The following is a 16273-nucleotide window of genomic DNA, read 5'->3' as shown; positions in this document are numbered from 1 at the left end:
AGCGGGGGCGAGTGATCGGCAGGCCCGGTGTCACAGGATCGCGACCGGATTGACGGGTGAGCCCGTCCCGCCGGGGACGTTCAGCGGCGTCACGACGAGCATGAACTCGTAACGGCCCGCCTCGGCACAGGCGGCCGAGAGTGCTTCGAGGTCGAGGTTGTCCAGCAGCGGCACTCCCATGGCCGTGACGGCGAGCGCGTGGACGGGGGAGTGCAGGCCCTCGACCGGCGACGGCCGTACGTCGCTGTCCCCGTCGGCGCCGAGCAGGGCGATGGCGCGCTCGGCCAGCAGCGGCATGGCGTCCACGTGCCAGCCCGCGCTCGCCGTGTCGGAGTTCCAGGGGCCGGCCTCCCTGCGGCGGCGGAAGCGCCCGGACCGCAGCAGCACCGCGTCGCCGCCCCCGATCGTCACGTCGAGGGCCTTCTCCGCGGCGACGACGTCCTCCGCGTGAACCGCGTGCCCGGGTTCCAGCCACGCGACCCCGAGGGCGGCGGGCAGGTCGAGGAGTACGCCCTTGGTGACCAGGGGGCCGAGCGCTTGCACGGCGCCGAAGCGGGCACCCCCGGCATCGATCTCCTCGCGCGCCGTGTGGCCGTCGTAGAGTTGCCCTCGGTAGGCGACGTGTGACAGTGCGTCGAGATGGCTCACGCCTTTGCCGTGGTAGTCCACGGCGAGGAAGTCCTTGTAGGTGGTTGGTTCCGGGGCCTCCACGTCGCCCAGGTCGGACATGTAGTGCAGCGCGGGCTTCGCGTTGTCCGGTCCGGGCAGGGTGTCCCAGGGCAGCCCCATCGGGACGACCGTCCCGGACCGGATCAGGTCGGCCGACCTCCGCACGTGGCCCGCTGTCACCCTGTTCCACGCGCCGCGGTCGGCTGTGGCCCACCGGCCCCATGCGCGGACCGCCTCGAACAGTGCGTCGAACTCCTGGCGGGAGACGGCGGCCCCGCCACCGGGACCGGCCGGTGGGGGAGTGGGGGCCTCGGCGGGGTTGCTGCTCATGTGTTCTCAGCGCTCCATGGTTCGTACGGCTGTCCGCCCGGTGCACCGGGCGCTACGGCTCCCGGCGCCGGTGAGATCGAGGGCGGCGTCCGGCGCTTCGCGCGCACGATGTGCCGGGCGCCACCCCGGCCAGGATTCCCGCTCGTGTGCGGCACGGGAACGAGGGCGCGCGGACCTGCCGCCGCAATGTTTCAGCAGTCTCGGCCCACGCCCTCGCGGCGCCCCTGTCCGGAGTGCGGTGAGCTCGGCTGCGGCGCAGGCTTGACGCAGACCGATCCGGCCCGGCTGAGCGTGGGCGACGCCATACGCCCGACATGGCAGAAGGAGGCCGCTGGTGGCTGAAGCGGAAACTTCGGGACGTACGGCCGGTGCGGTGCGCGGCGTGCTCGCCCCGCTCGCCCTGGCCCAGTTCATCTGCAGCTTCGCCGGCTCGAACATGAACGTGATGATCAACGACATCAGCACGGACCTGAACACCACCGTGCAGGGCGTGCAGGTCGCCATCACGATCTTCCTCCTCGTCATGGCCGCGCTGATGATCCCCGGCGGCAAGCTGACCGACCGCTACGGCCGCAAGAAGTGCTTCCTGACGGGCCTCACCGTGTACGGCGTCGGCGCCCTGCTGAGCGCGGCCGCCCCCGGCCTGGGCATCCTCATCCTCGGCAACTCGATCCTGGAGGGTGTCGGCACCGCGCTGCTCATCCCGCCCGTCTACATCCTCACGACGCTGCTCTTCACGGGAGTGACCTCACGCGCCCGTGCGTTCGGGACCGTCATGGCGCTGGGCGGCGTCGGCGCCGCCGCGGGGCCGCTGATCGGCGGACTCATCACCTCGGCCATCAGCTGGCGGGCGGCCTTCGTGTTCCAGGCCCTGGTGATCGCATTGATCATCATGCTGAGCCGCCGGATCAAGGACCCCCTGCCACCGGATCCCACCCGTTCCTTCGACACCGGCGGGGCGGTCCTCTCGGCCGTCGGCCTCATCCTCATCGTCACGGGGATCCTGGCAGCCGATGACAACGTCTGGCTGATGATCGGTCTGATCGTCCTCGGTGCCCTCGTGCTGCTGTGGTTCTTCCGATGGGTACGTGTGCAGGAACGGGCGGGCAAGGAGCCGCTCCTGTCGACGAGTCTGTTCCGCAACCGCACCTCCAACCTGGGTCTCGTCACGCAGAACATCCAGTGGCTCGTGCTGATGGGGACGTCGTTCGTCGTAGCGACCTACCTCCAGGTCGTCCGCGGATACGACGCGATCCAGACCGGCGTGATCTTCACGGCGTCCACGCTCGGCCTGCTCGTGTCGTCACTGGCGGCCGAACGCCTGGCGAGGCGGTGGGCACAGCGCTCGCTCGTCATGACGGGGTTCGTCGTGGTGATCGCCGGAATCGTCGTCCTGCTCGCCGTGGTCAGCGGCTCCCCCAGTGCCTGGGCCTTCGCCCCCGGACTGCTGCTGATCGGCCTCGGACTCGGTGTGATGCTGACCCCGTCGGTCAACGTCGTGCAGTCGAGCTTCCCGGAGGACCGGCAGGGCGAGATCTCGGGGCTGTCACGCAGCATCTCCAACCTCGGCTCGTCGCTCGGCACCGCGGTCGTCGGCACCATTCTCGTCGCCGGCCTCAGCACCCACGCCTACGCCGTCTCGATGATCACACTGGCAGTCCTGGGGCTCGTCGGCCTCGCCGCGGCGGCGTTCCTCCCCCGGACCCGGCCGCCCGCTGAGACAGCCTGACCCGCCGGGGCAGCCGAAGCCGGGAAGAGCGCGGCCGGCGCCCTTCCCGGCTCGACCGGGGTCAGACGGCGGGAATTTCCGTACGGACCTCCTGGGCCGCGGCGACCAGGTGCTCCAGGGAAACCCGGGTCTCGGGCCAGCCGCGGGTCTTCAGGCCGCAGTCGGGATTGACCCACAGCCGCTCGGCCGGGATCGCCTCCAGCCCCTTGCGCAGCAGGGCGGCCGCTTCCGCGGCGGACGGCACGCGCGGCGAGTGGATGTCCCACACCCCGGGGCCGACCTCGCGCGGGTAGCCCGCACCCGCGAGTTCGTCGGCGACCTGCATGTGCGAGCGGGCCGCTTCCAGACTGATGACATCGGCGTCGAGGTCATCGATGGCCTGCAGGATGTCGCCGAACTCCGCGTAGCACATGTGGGTGTGGATCTGGGTGTCCGGCCGGACCCCGCTCGTGGTGAGACGGAACGATTCGGTGGCCCAGGCGAGGTAGTCGGCGTGGCCCTCGGCGCGCAGCGGGAGGGTCTCGCGCAGGGCGGGCTCGTCCACCTGGATCACCGAGGTCCCCGCGGCCTCGAGGTCGTTCACCTCGTCGCGCAGGGCGAGGGCGACCTGGCGCGCGGTGTCGGCGAGCGGCTGGTCGTCGCGCACGAAGGACCAGGCGAGCATGGTGACCGGGCCGGTGAGCATGCCCTTGACCGGCTTGGCCGTCCGGGCCTGTGCGTACGCCGTCCAGCGGACGGTCATCGGCCCGGGGCGGGAGACGTCACCGGCGAGGACCGGCGGGCGGACGTAGCGGGTCCCGTAGGACTGGACCCAGCCGTGCTGCGTGGCGAGGTAGCCGGTGAGCTGTTCGGCGAAGTACTGGACCATGTCGTTGCGCTCGGGCTCGCCGTGCACGAGTACGTCGATGCCCGCCTTCTCCTGGAAGGCGAGGACCTCGCGGATCTCGGCCTCGATGCGCTCCTCGTAGCCGGCCGTGTCGATGCGTCCGGCACGCAGATCGGCGCGGGCGGTGCGCAGTTCGGTGGTCTGCGGGAACGACCCGATGGTGGTGGTGGGCAGGAGGGGCAGGCCGAGGTGGGCGCGCTGGGCGGCGGCCCGTTCGGGGTACGGCTGGGCGCGGCGGCCGTCGGCGTCGGTGACGGCCGCGGTCCGGGCCCGTACCGCCGGGTCGTGGGTGATCGCCGACTCGGCGCGGGACGCGAGATCGGCCCGGTTGGCGGCGAGTTCGGCCGCGATCGCACCGGTTCCCCGAGCCAGACCCCTGGCCAGGGTGGTGATCTCGGCGGTCTTCTGACGGGCGAAGGCCAGCCAGCGCCGGACCTGCGGGTCGATGTCCCGTTCAGCGGAGGCGTCCAGCGGGACGTGGAGGAGGGAGCAGGACGCGGCGACGTCGACGCGGTCGGCGAGCCCCAGCAGGGTGCCCAGCGTCGCGAGGGACTGCGCGTAGTCGTTGATCCAGATGTTGCGGCCGCTCACGACGCCCGCGACCAGCCGCTTGCCGGGCAGGCCGCCCACGGCGGCGAGATCGGCGAGGTTGCCGGCGGCCCGCTCGGTGAAGTCCAGCGCCAGCCCTTCGACGGGCGCCTTGGCCAGCACCGGCAGCGCCTCGCCCAGCCGGTCGAAGTACGAGGCGACCAGCAGCTTGGGCCGGTCGGTGAGCGCGCCGAGCTCGCGGTAGGCGCGGGCCGCGGCGCCCAGGTCGGCCGGGGTCCGGTCCTGGACGAGGGCGGGCTCGTCCAGCTGCACCCACTCGGCGCCCGCCGCGCGGAGGTCGGCGAGGACCCGGGCGTAGACGGGCAGCAGCCGGTCGAGCAGCGTCAACGGCTCGAAGTCGGTGGCAACGCCCGGGGCGGGCTTGGCCAGCAGGAGGTAGGTGACCGGGCCGACCAGCACGGGCCGGGCGGCCAGCCCGAGGGCGAGGGCCTCGCGCAGCTCCGCCACCTGCCGGGCGGAGTCGGCGGCGAAGGCGGTGTCGGGGCCGAGTTCGGGTACGAGGTAGTGGTAGTTGGTGTCGAACCACTTGGTCATCTCCAGCGGCGCCACGTCCTGGGTGCCGCGCGCCATCGCGAAGTACCCGTCGAGGGCGTCGGCCCGGACCGCGGCGCGGTGCCGGGCGGGGATCGCGCCGACCATCACGCTGGTGTCCAGCACGTGGTCGTAGTACGAGAAGTCGCCGGTCGGTACCTCGGTGATGCCGGCCTCAGCGAGCTGGAGCCAGTTCGACCGCCGCAGGTTCCGGGCGGTCTCACGGAGGGCTTCGGCACTGACGCGGCTCTTCCAGTAGCCCTCGACGGCCTTCTTCAGTTCACGGTTCTGCCCCTGCCGGGGGTAGCCGTACACGGTGGGCTGCGCTGCCGCGGTCGCGGACTCGTCTGTCACGGAACTCTCCTTCGCGAGTATGTCTCCATGGCGTCCCGGAGACGGATACGAAGGCGCGAGGGGTGACGGACCGGGCGGGCCGCTCCTGACGCGTACGGATGGGTACGCGCGGACGCCCGCCTGGTGTGCACACCGACCCGCCCACGAGGTCGCCGGGACATCCGCACGCGAACGGCCGCGCGCGGGCAACGGGCAGGTCTTCGGACTCGCGGGCACACCCGCCTCCTCAAGAGGCGGCACCTACTGGCCGTCGCTTCCCAGGCCCTCTCGGGCCCAGTGCGTATGACGGCGGTCGTTCCCGCTCACCGCTGCGGGGCAGTCCCGGATTCCCACCGGGTTCCCTCTTACGACGCATCCCGCCTGGCGGACGGGGCGAACCAGCTGCCCGGTCAGGGTAGGCGTCCGTCCTTGAGGACGGGTGGACGTGCTCATATCCCGGACGCTGAAATGAGACTCGTCGGGGCCCGGCGCCGGCGACCGGAGCCCCTCAGTCCCGGTCGTACGTGTGGAAGCCGCGGCCGGACTTCCGGCCCAGCAGTCCCGCCTGCACCATCCGCCGGAGCAGTGGCGGCGGGGCGTACAGGGGCTCCTTGAACTCCTCGTACATCGATCCGGCGATGGCGGCGACGGTGTCGAGGCCGATGAGGTCCGCCAGCTTGAGAGGGCCCATGGGGTGGGCGCAGCCCAGCTCCATGCCGGTGTCGATGTCGGCGGGCGTGGCGTACCCGGATTCGGCCATCCGAATGGCCGAGAGGAGGTAGGGCACGAGGAGCGCGTTGACCACGAAGCCGGCCCGGTCCCGGGAACGGATCGTGCTCTTGCCCAGGATGTCGCGGGCGAAGCCGTCCACCGCTCGGACGGTCTCCTCCGTGGTGTGGAGGGAGGAGACGATCTCCACGAGGGGGAGGACGGGGACGGGGTTGAAGAAGTGCAGGCCCACGACCCGGTCGGCGCGGCCCGTGGCCATACCCAGGCGCATGATCGGGATGGCGGAGGTGTTCGAGGCGAGGACGGCCTCCGGATCCTCGACGATCTTGTCCAGTGCGCTGAAGAGCTCCGTCTTGGCCTCGGCGTTCTCGGTGACGGCTTCGATGACGAGCTGGCGGTCGGCGAGCTCGTCGAGGCTGCCCGTGAAGACGAGGCGGGCGAGGGCGTCGTCGGCGGAGAGGCGGTCGAGCTTCCCGCGCTGGACGGCCCGTTCCAGGGACATCGCGACGCGTTCGCGGGCGGCCCGCGCGGCGGCGGCGTCGGCCTCGCAGACGACGGTGTCGAGTCCCGCGCGGGCGCACACCTCGGCGATCCCGGCTCCCATCTGGCCGCCTCCGACGACACCGACCCGGCGGACAGGGCTGCTGGAGATGTTCATGAGCGGGCGGCCTCCGTACGGCGGACGAGGTGGCGGGTGTAGGCGGCGGTGGTGAAGAAGGGCGGCAGGGTGAGGCCGAGCGCGGTCTCCTCCAGGACCCGGCGCGCCTCGGCCACCAGGGCGCCGGGCTGTTCCCCGGCGAGAGCGGCGCACTCGGTGTCGAGGAGGCCGAGGACGTCCTCGCGGGTGATGGCGCCGTGGCGCACCCACTGCCAGAGCTGCACGCGGGCGATCTCGGCCGTGGCCGCGTCCTCCATCAGCCCGTTCAGGGCGACCGCGCCGTGCCCGCGCAGCCAGGCGTCGAAGTACCGCAGCGCCACGGCGACATCGGCGCGTACGCCTTCCGGTGTCGGCGGGCCGCTGATCCGGCGCACCGAGAGCAGATCGGAAGCCTGGACGGCGACATCGTCGCGGGTGCGGTCCAACTGGTGCGGCCGGTCGCCGAGGACCGCGTCGAAGACGTCCCGGCAGACGGGCACGAGGCCCGGGTGCGCGACCCAGGACCCGTCGAAGCCGGCCTCGGCCTCCCGCTCCTTGTCCAGCCGGACCCGGGCCAATGCGGCCTCGTTGGCCGCCGTATCCCTGCTGGGGACGTGGGCGGCCATGCCTCCGACGGCGTGGGCGCCGCGCTTGTGACAGGTGCGGACGAGGAGTTCGGTGTACGCCCGCATGAAGGGGGCGGTCATGGTGACCTTGGCCCGGTCGGGGAGCAGGAAGTCGGAGCGGTGGGCGAAGGTCTTGATCAGGCTGAAGAGGTAGTCCCAGCGGCCCGCGTTCAGGCCGGCGCTGTGCTCGCGCAGCTCGTAGAGGATCTCCTCCATCTCGAAGGCGGCGGTGACCGTCTCGATGAGTACGGTGGCCCGCACGGTGCCGCGGGGGATGCCGAGGAGCTCCTGGGCGAGGACGAAGACGTCGTTCCAGAGGCGGGCCTCGTAGCGGTTCTCCAGCTTGGGAAGGTAGAAGTACGGGCCGTACCCGGCGTCGATCTGCCGCTGGGCGCAGTGGAAGAAGTACAGGCCGAAGTCGACGAGCGAGGCGGAGACCGGGCGGCCGTCGATCTCCAGGTGCTCTTCGAGGAGGTGCCAGCCGCGGGGGCGGACCACGATCGTGGCGAGGTCCCTCCCGAGCCGGTACTCCTTGCCCCCGGGCGCGGTGAAGTCGATGCGCCGGTCGATCGCGTCACGCAGGTTCAGCTGGCCGCCGATGATGTTGTCCCAGGTGGGGGCGGTGGCGTCCTCGAAGTCGGCCATCCACACCCGCGCGCCGGAGTTGAGGGCGTTGACCGTCATCCGCCGGTCGGGCGGGCCGGTGATCTCGACCCGGCGGTCGGTCAGTCCGGGAGCGGGCGCGGCCACCCGCCAATGCGGGTCGGCACGGACGGGCGAGGTGGCGACGGAGAAGTCGAGCGGAGTGCCCGAGGCCAGCTTGGCCGACCGGCGCCGTCGCTCCTTGAGGAGCTCCGGCCGGCGCTCGCCGAAGGCGGTGTCGAGACGGCCGATGAACTCCAGCGCCTCGGGGGTGAGGATCTCCTCGTAACGGTCGCCCGGTGCTCCGAGGACCTGGACACGGCGGGTCAGTGCGTGGGTGGACATGCGGTCTCCTGAGGGAGGACGTTCGGGGGAGGGCGTTCGAGCGAAGGCGTTCCAGGGAGGCGGGGCCGGACCGGCTCCCGCCTGCCTGCCGGAGGCCGGGGCCCCGAGAGACGGCCTAAGCGGCCTTGGGGAAGCAGGGCACGTCCTCGCGTTGCCCGGCACGGCACCTCGCCGCGTTGTCGCAGTACCCGAGTACGTCCAGTACAAGGGCACTGCTCCGCCTTGCGATGCACCGCACCGGACGACGCGGAAACGCACCCCACTTCCCCGAGGCCTCTTAGTGGAACTGCTCCTCCTCGGTGGAGCCCGCGAGCGCGGTGGTGGAGGAGGCGGGGTTGACCGCGGTGGAGACGAGGTCGAAGTAGCCCGTGCCGACCTCGCGCTGGTGCTTGACGGCGGTGAACCCCTGGGCCTGCGCGGCGAATTCACGCTCCTGCAGGTCGACGTAGGCGGTCATGCCGTGCTCGGCGTAGCCGCGGGCGAGGTCGAACATGCCGTGGTTGAGGGAGTGGAAGCCGGCCAGGGTGATGAACTGGAACCGGTAGCCCATGGCGCCCAGCTCCCGCTGGAACTTGGCGATCTGGTCGTCGTCCAGGGCCGCCTTCCAGTTGAAGGACGGCGAGCAGTTGTAGGCGAGCATCTGGTCCGGGTGCCGGGCGTGGATCGCCTCGGCGAACTCGCGGGCCTGGGCGAGGTCCGGCGTACCGGTCTCGACCCAGATCAGGTCGGCGTACGGGGCGTACGCGAGCCCGCGGGCGATGACCGGGGCCATGCCGTTGCGGACGTGGTAGAAACCCTCGGCGGTGCGCTCCCCGGTGCAGAACTCGGCGTCGCGCTCGTCGACATCGCTGGTCAGCAGGGTGGCGGCGAGGGCGTCGGTGCGGGCGATGATCAGCGTCGGGGTGTCGGCGATGTCGGCGGCGAGGCGGGCGGCGTTGAGGGTGCGGATGTGCTGGGAGGTCGGCACCAGGACCTTGCCGCCGAGGTGGCCGCATTTCTTCTCGGAGGCGAGCTGGTCCTCGTAGTGGATGCCTGCCGCACCTGCCGCGATCATCGCCTTGGTCAGCTCGAAGGCGTTGAGCGGGCCGCCGAAGCCGGCCTCGGCGTCCGCGACGATCGGAGCCAGCCAGTCGGTGCGGTCCGTGCCGCCCTCGGCGGTGGCGATCTGGTCGGCGCGCAGCAGGGCGTTGTTGATCCTGCGCACCACCTGGGGAACCGAGTTGACCGGGTAGAGGCTCTGGTCGGGGTAGGTGTGCCCGGCCTGGTTGGCATCGGCGGCGACCTGCCAGCCGGACAGGTAGATGGCCTGGAGCCCGGCCCTGACTTGCTGGACGGCCTGACCGCCGGTGAGCGCGCCGAGGGCGTGGACGTAGTCCTGCTCGTGCAGCTGCCGCCAGAGCCGTTCGGCACCGCGGCGGGCGAGGGTGTGCTCCTCGCGGACGCTGCCGGAGAGCCGGACCACGTCCTCGGGGGTGTACGTGCGCTCGATGCCCGCCCAGCGGGGTTCGGTCGCCCACCGCCGCGCGAGGTCCGCTGCTGCTGCCGTTGTCGTCTCTGCCTGAGCCATGAGGTCACGGTCTCCATGAGTGTGAAAGATGCCAAGAGATGGCACCTCGTGCCGAGATATGGGTTGCGGCCGCTGGGGCCGGGCCCCGTGCTTCGCTTCGACCGCCTGTTCCGGCGAGCCGTGGTACGACTCTCCCAGCGGCACTCAGTGCCAACAACCGTGGACGGCTGCCAAGTTATGCGAATCTTCCGAAGGGGTTTTGCGAATCTTGCAAAGGCCGGAGCGCCGGATCCTCGCGTACGCTGACGACTGTTCGGACGGGCGGGGGGCGAGTGGCCGAGTGGCCGAGTGGGTGAGGGGGCGCGGTGAGCAAGACGTACGCGGGAACACGGCTGAGGCGGCTGCGCGAGGAGCGGCGGATGAGCCAGGCGGAACTGGCCCGGGTCCTCGGCATCTCACCCAGCTACCTCAACCAGATGGAGCACGACTCGAGGCCGCTGACCGTGCCGGTGCTGCTCCGCCTGACCGAGGCCTTCGGAGTCGACCCCGGCTTCTTCTCGGAACGCGACACCAGCCGCCTGGTGGCGGACCTGCGCGAAGCCCTCGCGGGTGAGGTCGCCGAGGCCCGTGTGTCCCCTTCGGACCTCGCGGAACTCGCCTCGCGGATGCCCGCCGTGGCGCAGGTCCTCCTGGACCTCGGCCGACGCGGCCAGGTGCTCGCCGAGCGGCTCTCGGACGCCGCGGAGAGCAGGGACGCCGCCGCGGGCGCGCCCCGCTCCCCGCACGAGGAGATCCGGGAGTTCTTCTACCGCCGCCAGAACTACCTGCACGACACGGACCTCGCCGCCGAGAGCCTCGCCCGCGAGATCGGCATCCGCCCGGGCGACGTCCTGCGGGCACTCGCCCGGCGGCTCACGGAGCGCCATCAGGTGCGGGTCACCTCTACCACCGACCTGCTCCACCACTACGACCCCGCTGCCCGCGTCCTGCGTCTCTCGGCCCGGCTGCGTCCCGGCCAGCAGGCATTCCGCATGGCCACCCAACTGGCCTTGCTGGAGTACGGCGACGAGCTGGACCGGCTGGCCGCCGAGGACTTCCCGGTCGGCTCCACCGAGCACGCCCTGGCGCGGATCGGGATCGCCAACTACTTCGCCGCCGGGCTGATCCTCCCGTACACCGCCTTCCACGCGGCCGCCGAGGAGTACCGGTACGACATCGAACGCCTCACGGATCACTTCGGCCTCGGCTACGAGACCGTCTGCCACCGCCTGAGCACGCTCCAGCGGCCCCGGCTGCGCGGCGTCCCGTTCTCCTTCGTCCGGGTGGACCGGGCAGGCAACATGTCCAAGCGGCAGTCGGCCACCGGCTTCCACTTCTCCCGCGCGGGCGGCACCTGCCCGCTGTGGAACGTGTACGAGGCCTTCGCCGCGCCCGGCCGCATCCACGTCCAGATCGCCGCCATGCCCGACGGCGGGCGGTACCTGTGGACGGCCCGCGCCGTCACCCGCCACCGCGGCGGCTGGGGCGAACCCGGCAAGACCTTCGCCATCGGGCTGGGCTGCGAGATCCGGCACGCGGCCCGCCTCGTCTACTCCGACGGACTCGACCTCGACAACACCGCCGCCGCCACCCCGATCGGCATGGGATGCCGCCTGTGCGAACGGCTCGACTGCCCCCAGCGAGCGGTGCCTCCGCTCGGCCGGCCCCTGGCCGTGGACGAGAACTCCAGCGCCTTCGTCCCGTACCGGATCGTCGACGAAGCCCGCGACAGCGCTTACCGGTCCCGGGGCCGGTGAGGCTTGCGCTTTCCGTTGCGTCAACTCCTACGGTCTCCCGTGTGGCCGGACACACCGGCCCGGCGATGAAAGGTGCGGCCATGGCCTGGTCGATCGCGGACGTGGCCCGGATGTCCGGGGCGACGTCCCGGACCTTGCGTCACTACGGCGAGGTCGGCCTGCTGGCTCCCGCGTACATCGGCAGCAACGGCCACCGCTACTACGGCGTGCCCGACCGCCTGGCCTCCCGCTCCGTCACCGGCTCCCCGGCCCTGACCCCGTGCAGGACGTGCGCCAGCACCTCCGCGCCCCGGATCACCCGAGGACCCGGCCGGTTGAAGTACGCGGGCCCGTCCAGCACCCACACCTGACCCGCGCGTGCGGCCGGCAGGTCCGCCCAGCCGGGGAGCGAGGTCAGGAGATCCATCTCGAGCAGGGTGCGTTCGGGGGAGAACCCGCACGGAAGGACGAGCGCGACATCGGGGCGGGCCGCGCGCAGCGCCTCCCAGGTGACCGGCCTGGTGTGCTCGCCGGGCGAGGCGAGCAGGGTCTCCCCGCCCGCGGCGACGATCTGCTCGGGCACCCAGTGCCCGGCCGGCCACAGGGGATCGAGCCATTCGATGGCGGCCACCCGGGGACGGGGCAGGTCCTTCGTCAGGCGCGCCACGTGCGCCAGGCGTTCCCGCAGTTCGGCTCGCCGCCGCTCGGCCCGGTCCCGCACGCCGAGCAGTTCGCCCACGGTGACCAGGCAGTCCAGTACGTCGTCCAGCGTGCGCGGTTCCAGGCTCAGCACCCGTGGCCCGGGGCCGCCGCGAACGCGTACGGCCTCGGACACGCCCTGGTACGACACGGCGCAGACGTCGCACAGGTCCTGCGTGAGGATGACGTCCGGGGCGAGGTCCGCCAGCGCCTCGGCGTCCAGGGTGTAGAGCGAGGAGCCGGAGTGGGCGGCGCCCCCGACCGCGTCGGAGATCTCCCGGCTGGTGAGCGTGTCGGCGGCGAACTCCGCGCCCGTGACGACCGGGACCGAGCCGATCACCTCGGCCGGCCAGTCGCACTCGTGGGTACGGCCGACCAGGTCACCGGCCAGACCGAGGTCGACCACGATGTCGGTGGCCGCGGGCAGCAGAGAGACGATGCGCATGCGCCGACTCTAGGACAGTCCGGTTCCTTGTCCGCCATTCGTGTCATTTCCGCACATCACCGTCGTCCAGCCGCCCTAGGATGATCCGGCCGCGGCCACCTGCGGCGCGGCACGTCGATGCGATGCCTGAGAAATGGAAAGGGAGTTGAGGGATGAAGCAGCTGCGCGTCCTGGTCGCGGTCGGAGTCCTCGCGCTGGGATCGGTGGGTGCGGAAGGCGCCGCCCAGGCCGGCCCGGCACACCCCGACTGCCCCGCAGCGCAGATCTTCGCCACCGACAACACCGCGATCATCACGGACCCCGCCGACCCTCGGCTCCAGACCCGCCTGACGCGCTTCGACCACGAGGTACGGAAGATCATCCACGCCAACGGCGCGAGGCCCGGCGCCTCGACCCTGCTCGACGGCGTCTTCTGGTCCGATGACCTGAAGCAGATTACGTACGAGCGCTCGCGCGAGTTCGACGTCAACAAGGCCGGCCGCGACGGGCTGCACCACATCGCCGGCGTCATCGCCAAGCAGTACCACCAGGAGTCGGTCCTCACCTTCCGGTGCCTGCCGCGCACCGCCACGGACACCGACGCGGTCGAGATCCGGGCCGACGGCGTCAGCGCGACCCGCCTGCACGACGCGCTGACCGCCGACCCCGAGGCCCGCGAGCGGCTCGGCGGCGGTTCGGTCGCCCTCGACGGGGAGCTCATCCTCATCGCCCCGCTCGAAGACCTCGGGCTCGCCCGGAAATTCACCGCCGCCCTCGGCGTCGACTGGAACACCGCCCGAGTCCGCTACGGGGACGAAGAGTTCGTCGTATAGATGAGATGAGATGAGACGAGGCGGGGCGGTACGACGGACCGTTCAGTCGGTGTTCTCGCCCAGGGGGACGACGAGGCCGATGCTCTCGGCCGCCACGGCGATGGCGTAGTCGAAGAACGCGGCCTCGTCCCTGACACTGTCGTGGGTACGGCTGAAGACCTGGAACACCAGGAGTCCGACCAGATTGCTCCACAGGACGATGCCGCGTTCGAGGACGTCCGAGAACGGGGCTTCCGGCACGCCGCCGAAGAGCTCCGTGGCCGCCGGCAGGAGCAGCGGCGGACCGGGCACCGTCCGCCGGGGCGGAGTGAGTTCACCGCCCTCCAGCGCCGACCGCACGATGCCGGCGAGTACCGCGGGGGTGCGTGAGGCGGGCGGAACCGTGTCCTGCGGGGCGTGGTAGCCCGGCACCGGCGAGCCGTAGATCAGCGTGAACTCGGCGGGGTTGTCGAAGGACCACTGCCGCAGGGCGCGCGTGACCGACAGGAGCCGTGCACCGGCAGACGCACGGGTCTGCGTGGCGGCTCCGTCGGCCTGCTCCATCGCGGCGCCGGACGCGTTGTAGGCGTCGATGACCAGTGCGGTCAGCAGGTCGTCCCGGTGCGGGAAGACGGCTTCCACATCGGCGACGGCAAGACCGCTGTCGCGCGCCACGGCATCCAGGGACAGCCCTGCGGCACCCAGCTTCACCAGCTGCTGCCGCGCGGTGTCCTTGATCACCGTCGACGGCGTCACATCGTCGGCGGTCGAACCTGTTGCTGAAACGTCCATGCCGGAACCGTACCCGGCGGCAACGACAGCCGTGGGTGCGGCCTCCCGAACTCCCTTACCGTGGACGGCGGTCCGGCCACCCCCGACCGTCGGGGAATCTCAGCGCCAGCCGGGGTGGCCTTCGGAGGAGGCGCCGGTGGTGAGCGCACGCTCGCCCGTCCCGTCGGTACGCACGGCCCAGACCACGGGCTTCTCGTACGGGCCGCGGACGAATGCCACCCAGGTGCCGTCGACGGACCAGGTGGGGTCCATCTCGTGGGCGGTGGTGGCCACCAGGTCACGATCGTGCGTGCCGTCGGTGTCCACGAGACGGATGTCGCCCTGATCGCCCGCGCCGTACGTCCCCGCGGTGTACGCGAAGGTCTTGCCGTCCGGGGACCACACGGGGTCGAGCGCCGGATGGGGCAGCCGGGTCACCTGCTGGGGTGCGCGGTCGGGGGCCGCGGGGTCTACCACGTGGATCTGCCAGTTCTCGGGCGCCGTCTGCAGACAGACGGCGATGCGCTTGCCGTCCGGCGACCACGCGGGATCCTCGACCTGGCCCGTGCCCGTGGTGAGCTGGGTGGCGGAGCCGTCGGCGACGGTGACCACGAACAGTTGCTGTACACCGTCCTTCTTGCGGAGTACGGCGAGCCGGCTGCCGTCCGGCGACCAGGACACCCTGCCGCCGGCGATGGGGGCGACCTGCCGCGCGTTCGAGCCGTCGGCGTTGGCGGTCCAGACCGCCGTGCCCTCGGACGTGGAGCGGGTGAACGCGAAGGACCTGCGGTCGGGGGACCACTGGGGCAGGGTGTCGCACGCGCCCCCGGCGACGAGCTGCACCGGCGTGGCGGCCGCGGCGTCCCGGCGGGCGATCACCCCGTGACACGTCCCCGGCCAGCCCGGGGCGGTGTCCTGCCGGATCAGCAGCGGGTCGGTGGGGAAAGGGGCGGGGGTGGAGGCGGATCCGGTCGGCGTGAGCGCGCCGGGCTTGGCGTTGTCGTCGGGGGAGCCGGTCCAGGGATGCCACACGAGCAGTCCGACAGCCGCGAGGGAGGTCACGAGGGCTGCCGCGACGACCGCGCGGCGGCGCCGGGGCTGCACGTCAGCGGTCGGCAGCCCGCCCGCGGCTCCGGCTCCGGGCCGGGGCGTGGGGGTGGGCGGCGCTGCGGGCCCCGTGCCCACCGCCGAGGTCACGGTCCTCGGCTGCTGCGTACCGGGCTCCGCACCCGTGACCTGGTGGGCGCCTGGTACCGGCGCGGGGTGTTCCGGTCCCCGGGTGTCCAGCGGCGCACCAGGCGCGGCGGGCTGCGCATCCGGCTCCTGCCGGGGCAGCAGCTGTGTTGCCGCGTCCGGCAGCCAGCAGTCACCGGCCGCGTGGCGGATCGTCAGGCTGCCCAGGAAGGCCGACGGAGTGGGACGTGCCTGCGGGTCCTTGGACAGGCAGGCGGCGACGGCTTCGCGGAGCTCACCGGGGACGGCGGTCAGGTCCGGTTCCTCATGGACGACCTTGTAGTGCCGGGCCGCCGACGGGCCGTCGCCGAACGGCGAGCCACCCGCTGCCTGGGTGAGCACCACTCCCAGAGCGAACATGTCGACCGCGGGGGTGACGGCGCCACTGGTGAGTTGCTCGGGTGCCAGGAATCCCGGCGTGCCGATCTGCAGGCCGGTCTGTGTCAGAGCCGTTCCGTCCAGGGCGCGCGCGATGCCGAAGTCGATGACGCGCGGCCCGTCCTCCGCGATGATGATGTTCGCGGGCTTGAGGTCGCGATGGATGACCCCGGCCCGGTGGATCGCCTCCAGGGCCTCGGCCAGGCCGGCCGCCAGTACGGTGAGGGTGTCCAGGGGCAGTGACCCGACGCGCGCGAGGACCGCTTGCAGGGTGGGGCCGGGGACGAAGGCGGTTACCAGCCAGGCCGGCTCCCCGTCCGGATCCGCGTCCACGACCGGTGCGGTGTGGAAGCCGCCGACCCGCCGCGCGGCCGCGACCTCGACGGCGAACCTGCGCTTGAACCCCGGCTCGGTGCTCAGCTCGGGACGTACGACCTTGACGGCCACCGCACGGCCGGACTGGGACCGGCCCAGGTAGACGACACCCATGCCCCCCTGGCCGAGCCGTCCCACCAGTCGGTAGCGGCCCTCGCCGACCGAGGTGGGATCGCCCGTTTCGAGCGGCTTCATGGGTCCCCCGTTTCACACCGTGCGTGATGACAGCCCCT

General features: G+C 72.0%; 11 protein-coding genes, 1 pseudogene and 1 riboswitch. Of the genes and pseudogenes, 4 read left to right on the top strand and 8 right to left on the bottom strand.

All coding sequences use genetic code 11. From position 1 onward, the window contains the following. Positions 1-30: 30 nt before the first annotated feature. Positions 31-999 (bottom strand): cyclase family protein, encoded by a 969-nt coding sequence (locus OG429_RS04135; protein ID WP_328923900.1) that lies wholly within the window; start codon positions 997-999, stop codon positions 31-33. A gap of 382 nt (positions 1000-1381) precedes the next feature. Here OG429_RS04135 and OG429_RS04130 point away from each other — a divergent pair, with 382 nt between their 5' ends. Further along, positions 1382-2728 (top strand): MFS transporter, encoded by a 1347-nt coding sequence (locus tag OG429_RS04130; protein ID WP_405681476.1) that lies wholly within the window; start codon positions 1382-1384, stop codon positions 2726-2728. Positions 2729-2789: 61 nt separating this feature from the next. Here the strand turns inward: OG429_RS04130 and metE are convergent, their stop codons facing one another. The 4 genes from metE to aceA all read right to left on the bottom strand — a co-directional run bounded on the left by metE (position 2790) and on the right by aceA (position 9633). Then, complete coding sequence (gene metE, locus OG429_RS04125; RefSeq protein WP_328923899.1) at positions 2790-5108, bottom strand: 5-methyltetrahydropteroyltriglutamate--homocysteine S-methyltransferase; 2319 nt, start codon at positions 5106-5108, stop codon at positions 2790-2792. A 174-nt stretch (positions 5109-5282) separates the two neighbouring features. After that, positions 5283-5505, bottom strand: a riboswitch (cobalamin riboswitch). A gap of 90 nt (positions 5506-5595) precedes the next feature. Further along, positions 5596-6474 carry a 3-hydroxybutyryl-CoA dehydrogenase gene (locus OG429_RS04120; protein ID WP_328923898.1) on the bottom strand — a complete coding sequence of 293 codons (879 nt, stop codon included), beginning with the start codon at positions 6472-6474 and terminating at the stop codon, positions 5596-5598. Beyond that, a complete protein-coding gene (gene aceB, locus OG429_RS04115) occupies positions 6471-8066 on the bottom strand; it encodes a malate synthase A (protein ID WP_328923897.1) in 1596 nt (531 codons plus the stop codon). The genes OG429_RS04120 and aceB overlap by 4 nt, the downstream gene beginning before the upstream one ends. A gap of 277 nt (positions 8067-8343) precedes the next feature. After that, positions 8344-9633 (bottom strand): isocitrate lyase, encoded by a 1290-nt coding sequence (gene aceA / locus OG429_RS04110; protein WP_328923896.1) that lies wholly within the window; start codon positions 9631-9633, stop codon positions 8344-8346. A 305-nt stretch (positions 9634-9938) separates the two neighbouring features. Here aceA and OG429_RS04105 point away from each other — a divergent pair, with 305 nt between their 5' ends. Next, positions 9939-11369, top strand: coding sequence for a short-chain fatty acyl-CoA regulator family protein (locus tag OG429_RS04105; protein WP_328923895.1), 1431 nt, complete (start codon positions 9939-9941; stop codon positions 11367-11369). Positions 11370-11449: 80 nt separating this feature from the next. Beyond that, positions 11450-11572: pseudogene (locus OG429_RS04100) on the top strand (MerR family DNA-binding transcriptional regulator); the annotation flags it as partial. Here OG429_RS04100 and OG429_RS04095 read toward each other — a convergent pair. Continuing rightward, positions 11569-12492, bottom strand: coding sequence for a cobalamin-binding protein (locus OG429_RS04095; protein ID WP_328923894.1), 924 nt, complete (start codon positions 12490-12492; stop codon positions 11569-11571). The pseudogene OG429_RS04100 and the gene OG429_RS04095 overlap by 4 nt on opposite strands. A 152-nt stretch (positions 12493-12644) precedes the next feature. Here OG429_RS04095 and OG429_RS04090 point away from each other — a divergent pair, with 152 nt between their 5' ends. Then, entirely contained in the window at positions 12645-13304 is a 660-nt protein-coding gene (locus OG429_RS04090; protein ID WP_328923893.1) for a hypothetical protein, read from the top strand. Between the two features lie 42 nt (positions 13305-13346). Here OG429_RS04090 and OG429_RS04085 read toward each other — a convergent pair whose 3' ends face one another. Beyond that, positions 13347-14075, bottom strand: a complete 729-nt coding sequence (locus OG429_RS04085; protein ID WP_328923892.1) for a TetR-like C-terminal domain-containing protein — start codon at positions 14073-14075, stop codon at positions 13347-13349. A 99-nt stretch (positions 14076-14174) separates the two neighbouring features. Next, on the bottom strand, positions 14175-16235 hold the full coding sequence (locus OG429_RS04080) for a protein kinase domain-containing protein (RefSeq protein WP_328923891.1): 2061 nt from the start codon (positions 16233-16235) through the stop codon (positions 14175-14177). Positions 16236-16273: the final 38 nt, after the last annotated feature.

This window comes from Streptomyces sp. NBC_00190 (assembly GCF_036203305.1).
Lineage (GTDB): Bacteria > Actinomycetota > Actinomycetes > Streptomycetales > Streptomycetaceae > Streptomyces.
Note: the sequence above shows the minus strand (reverse complement) of the source record. Positions and strands in the feature narration are given on the sequence as shown.

What these genes read in the sequence shown, in the direction of transcription:
- aceB (WP_328923897.1), bottom strand. Translation starts at nt 8,066, where the DNA reads ATGTCCACCCACGCACTGACCCGCCGTGTCCAGGTCCTCGGAGCACCG.
- OG429_RS04095 (WP_328923894.1), bottom strand. Translation starts at nt 12,492, where the DNA reads ATGCGCATCGTCTCTCTGCTGCCCGCGGCCACCGACATCGTGGTCGAC.
- OG429_RS04135 (WP_328923900.1), bottom strand. Translation starts at nt 999, where the DNA reads ATGAGCAGCAACCCCGCCGAGGCCCCCACTCCCCCACCGGCCGGTCCC.
- OG429_RS04090 (WP_328923893.1), top strand. Translation starts at nt 12,645, where the DNA reads ATGAAGCAGCTGCGCGTCCTGGTCGCGGTCGGAGTCCTCGCGCTGGGA.
- OG429_RS04080 (WP_328923891.1), bottom strand. Translation starts at nt 16,235, where the DNA reads ATGAAGCCGCTCGAAACGGGCGATCCCACCTCGGTCGGCGAGGGCCGC.
- OG429_RS04120 (WP_328923898.1), bottom strand. Translation starts at nt 6,474, where the DNA reads ATGAACATCTCCAGCAGCCCTGTCCGCCGGGTCGGTGTCGTCGGAGGC.
- aceA (WP_328923896.1), bottom strand. Translation starts at nt 9,633, where the DNA reads ATGGCTCAGGCAGAGACGACAACGGCAGCAGCAGCGGACCTCGCGCGG.
- OG429_RS04085 (WP_328923892.1), bottom strand. Translation starts at nt 14,075, where the DNA reads ATGGACGTTTCAGCAACAGGTTCGACCGCCGACGATGTGACGCCGTCG.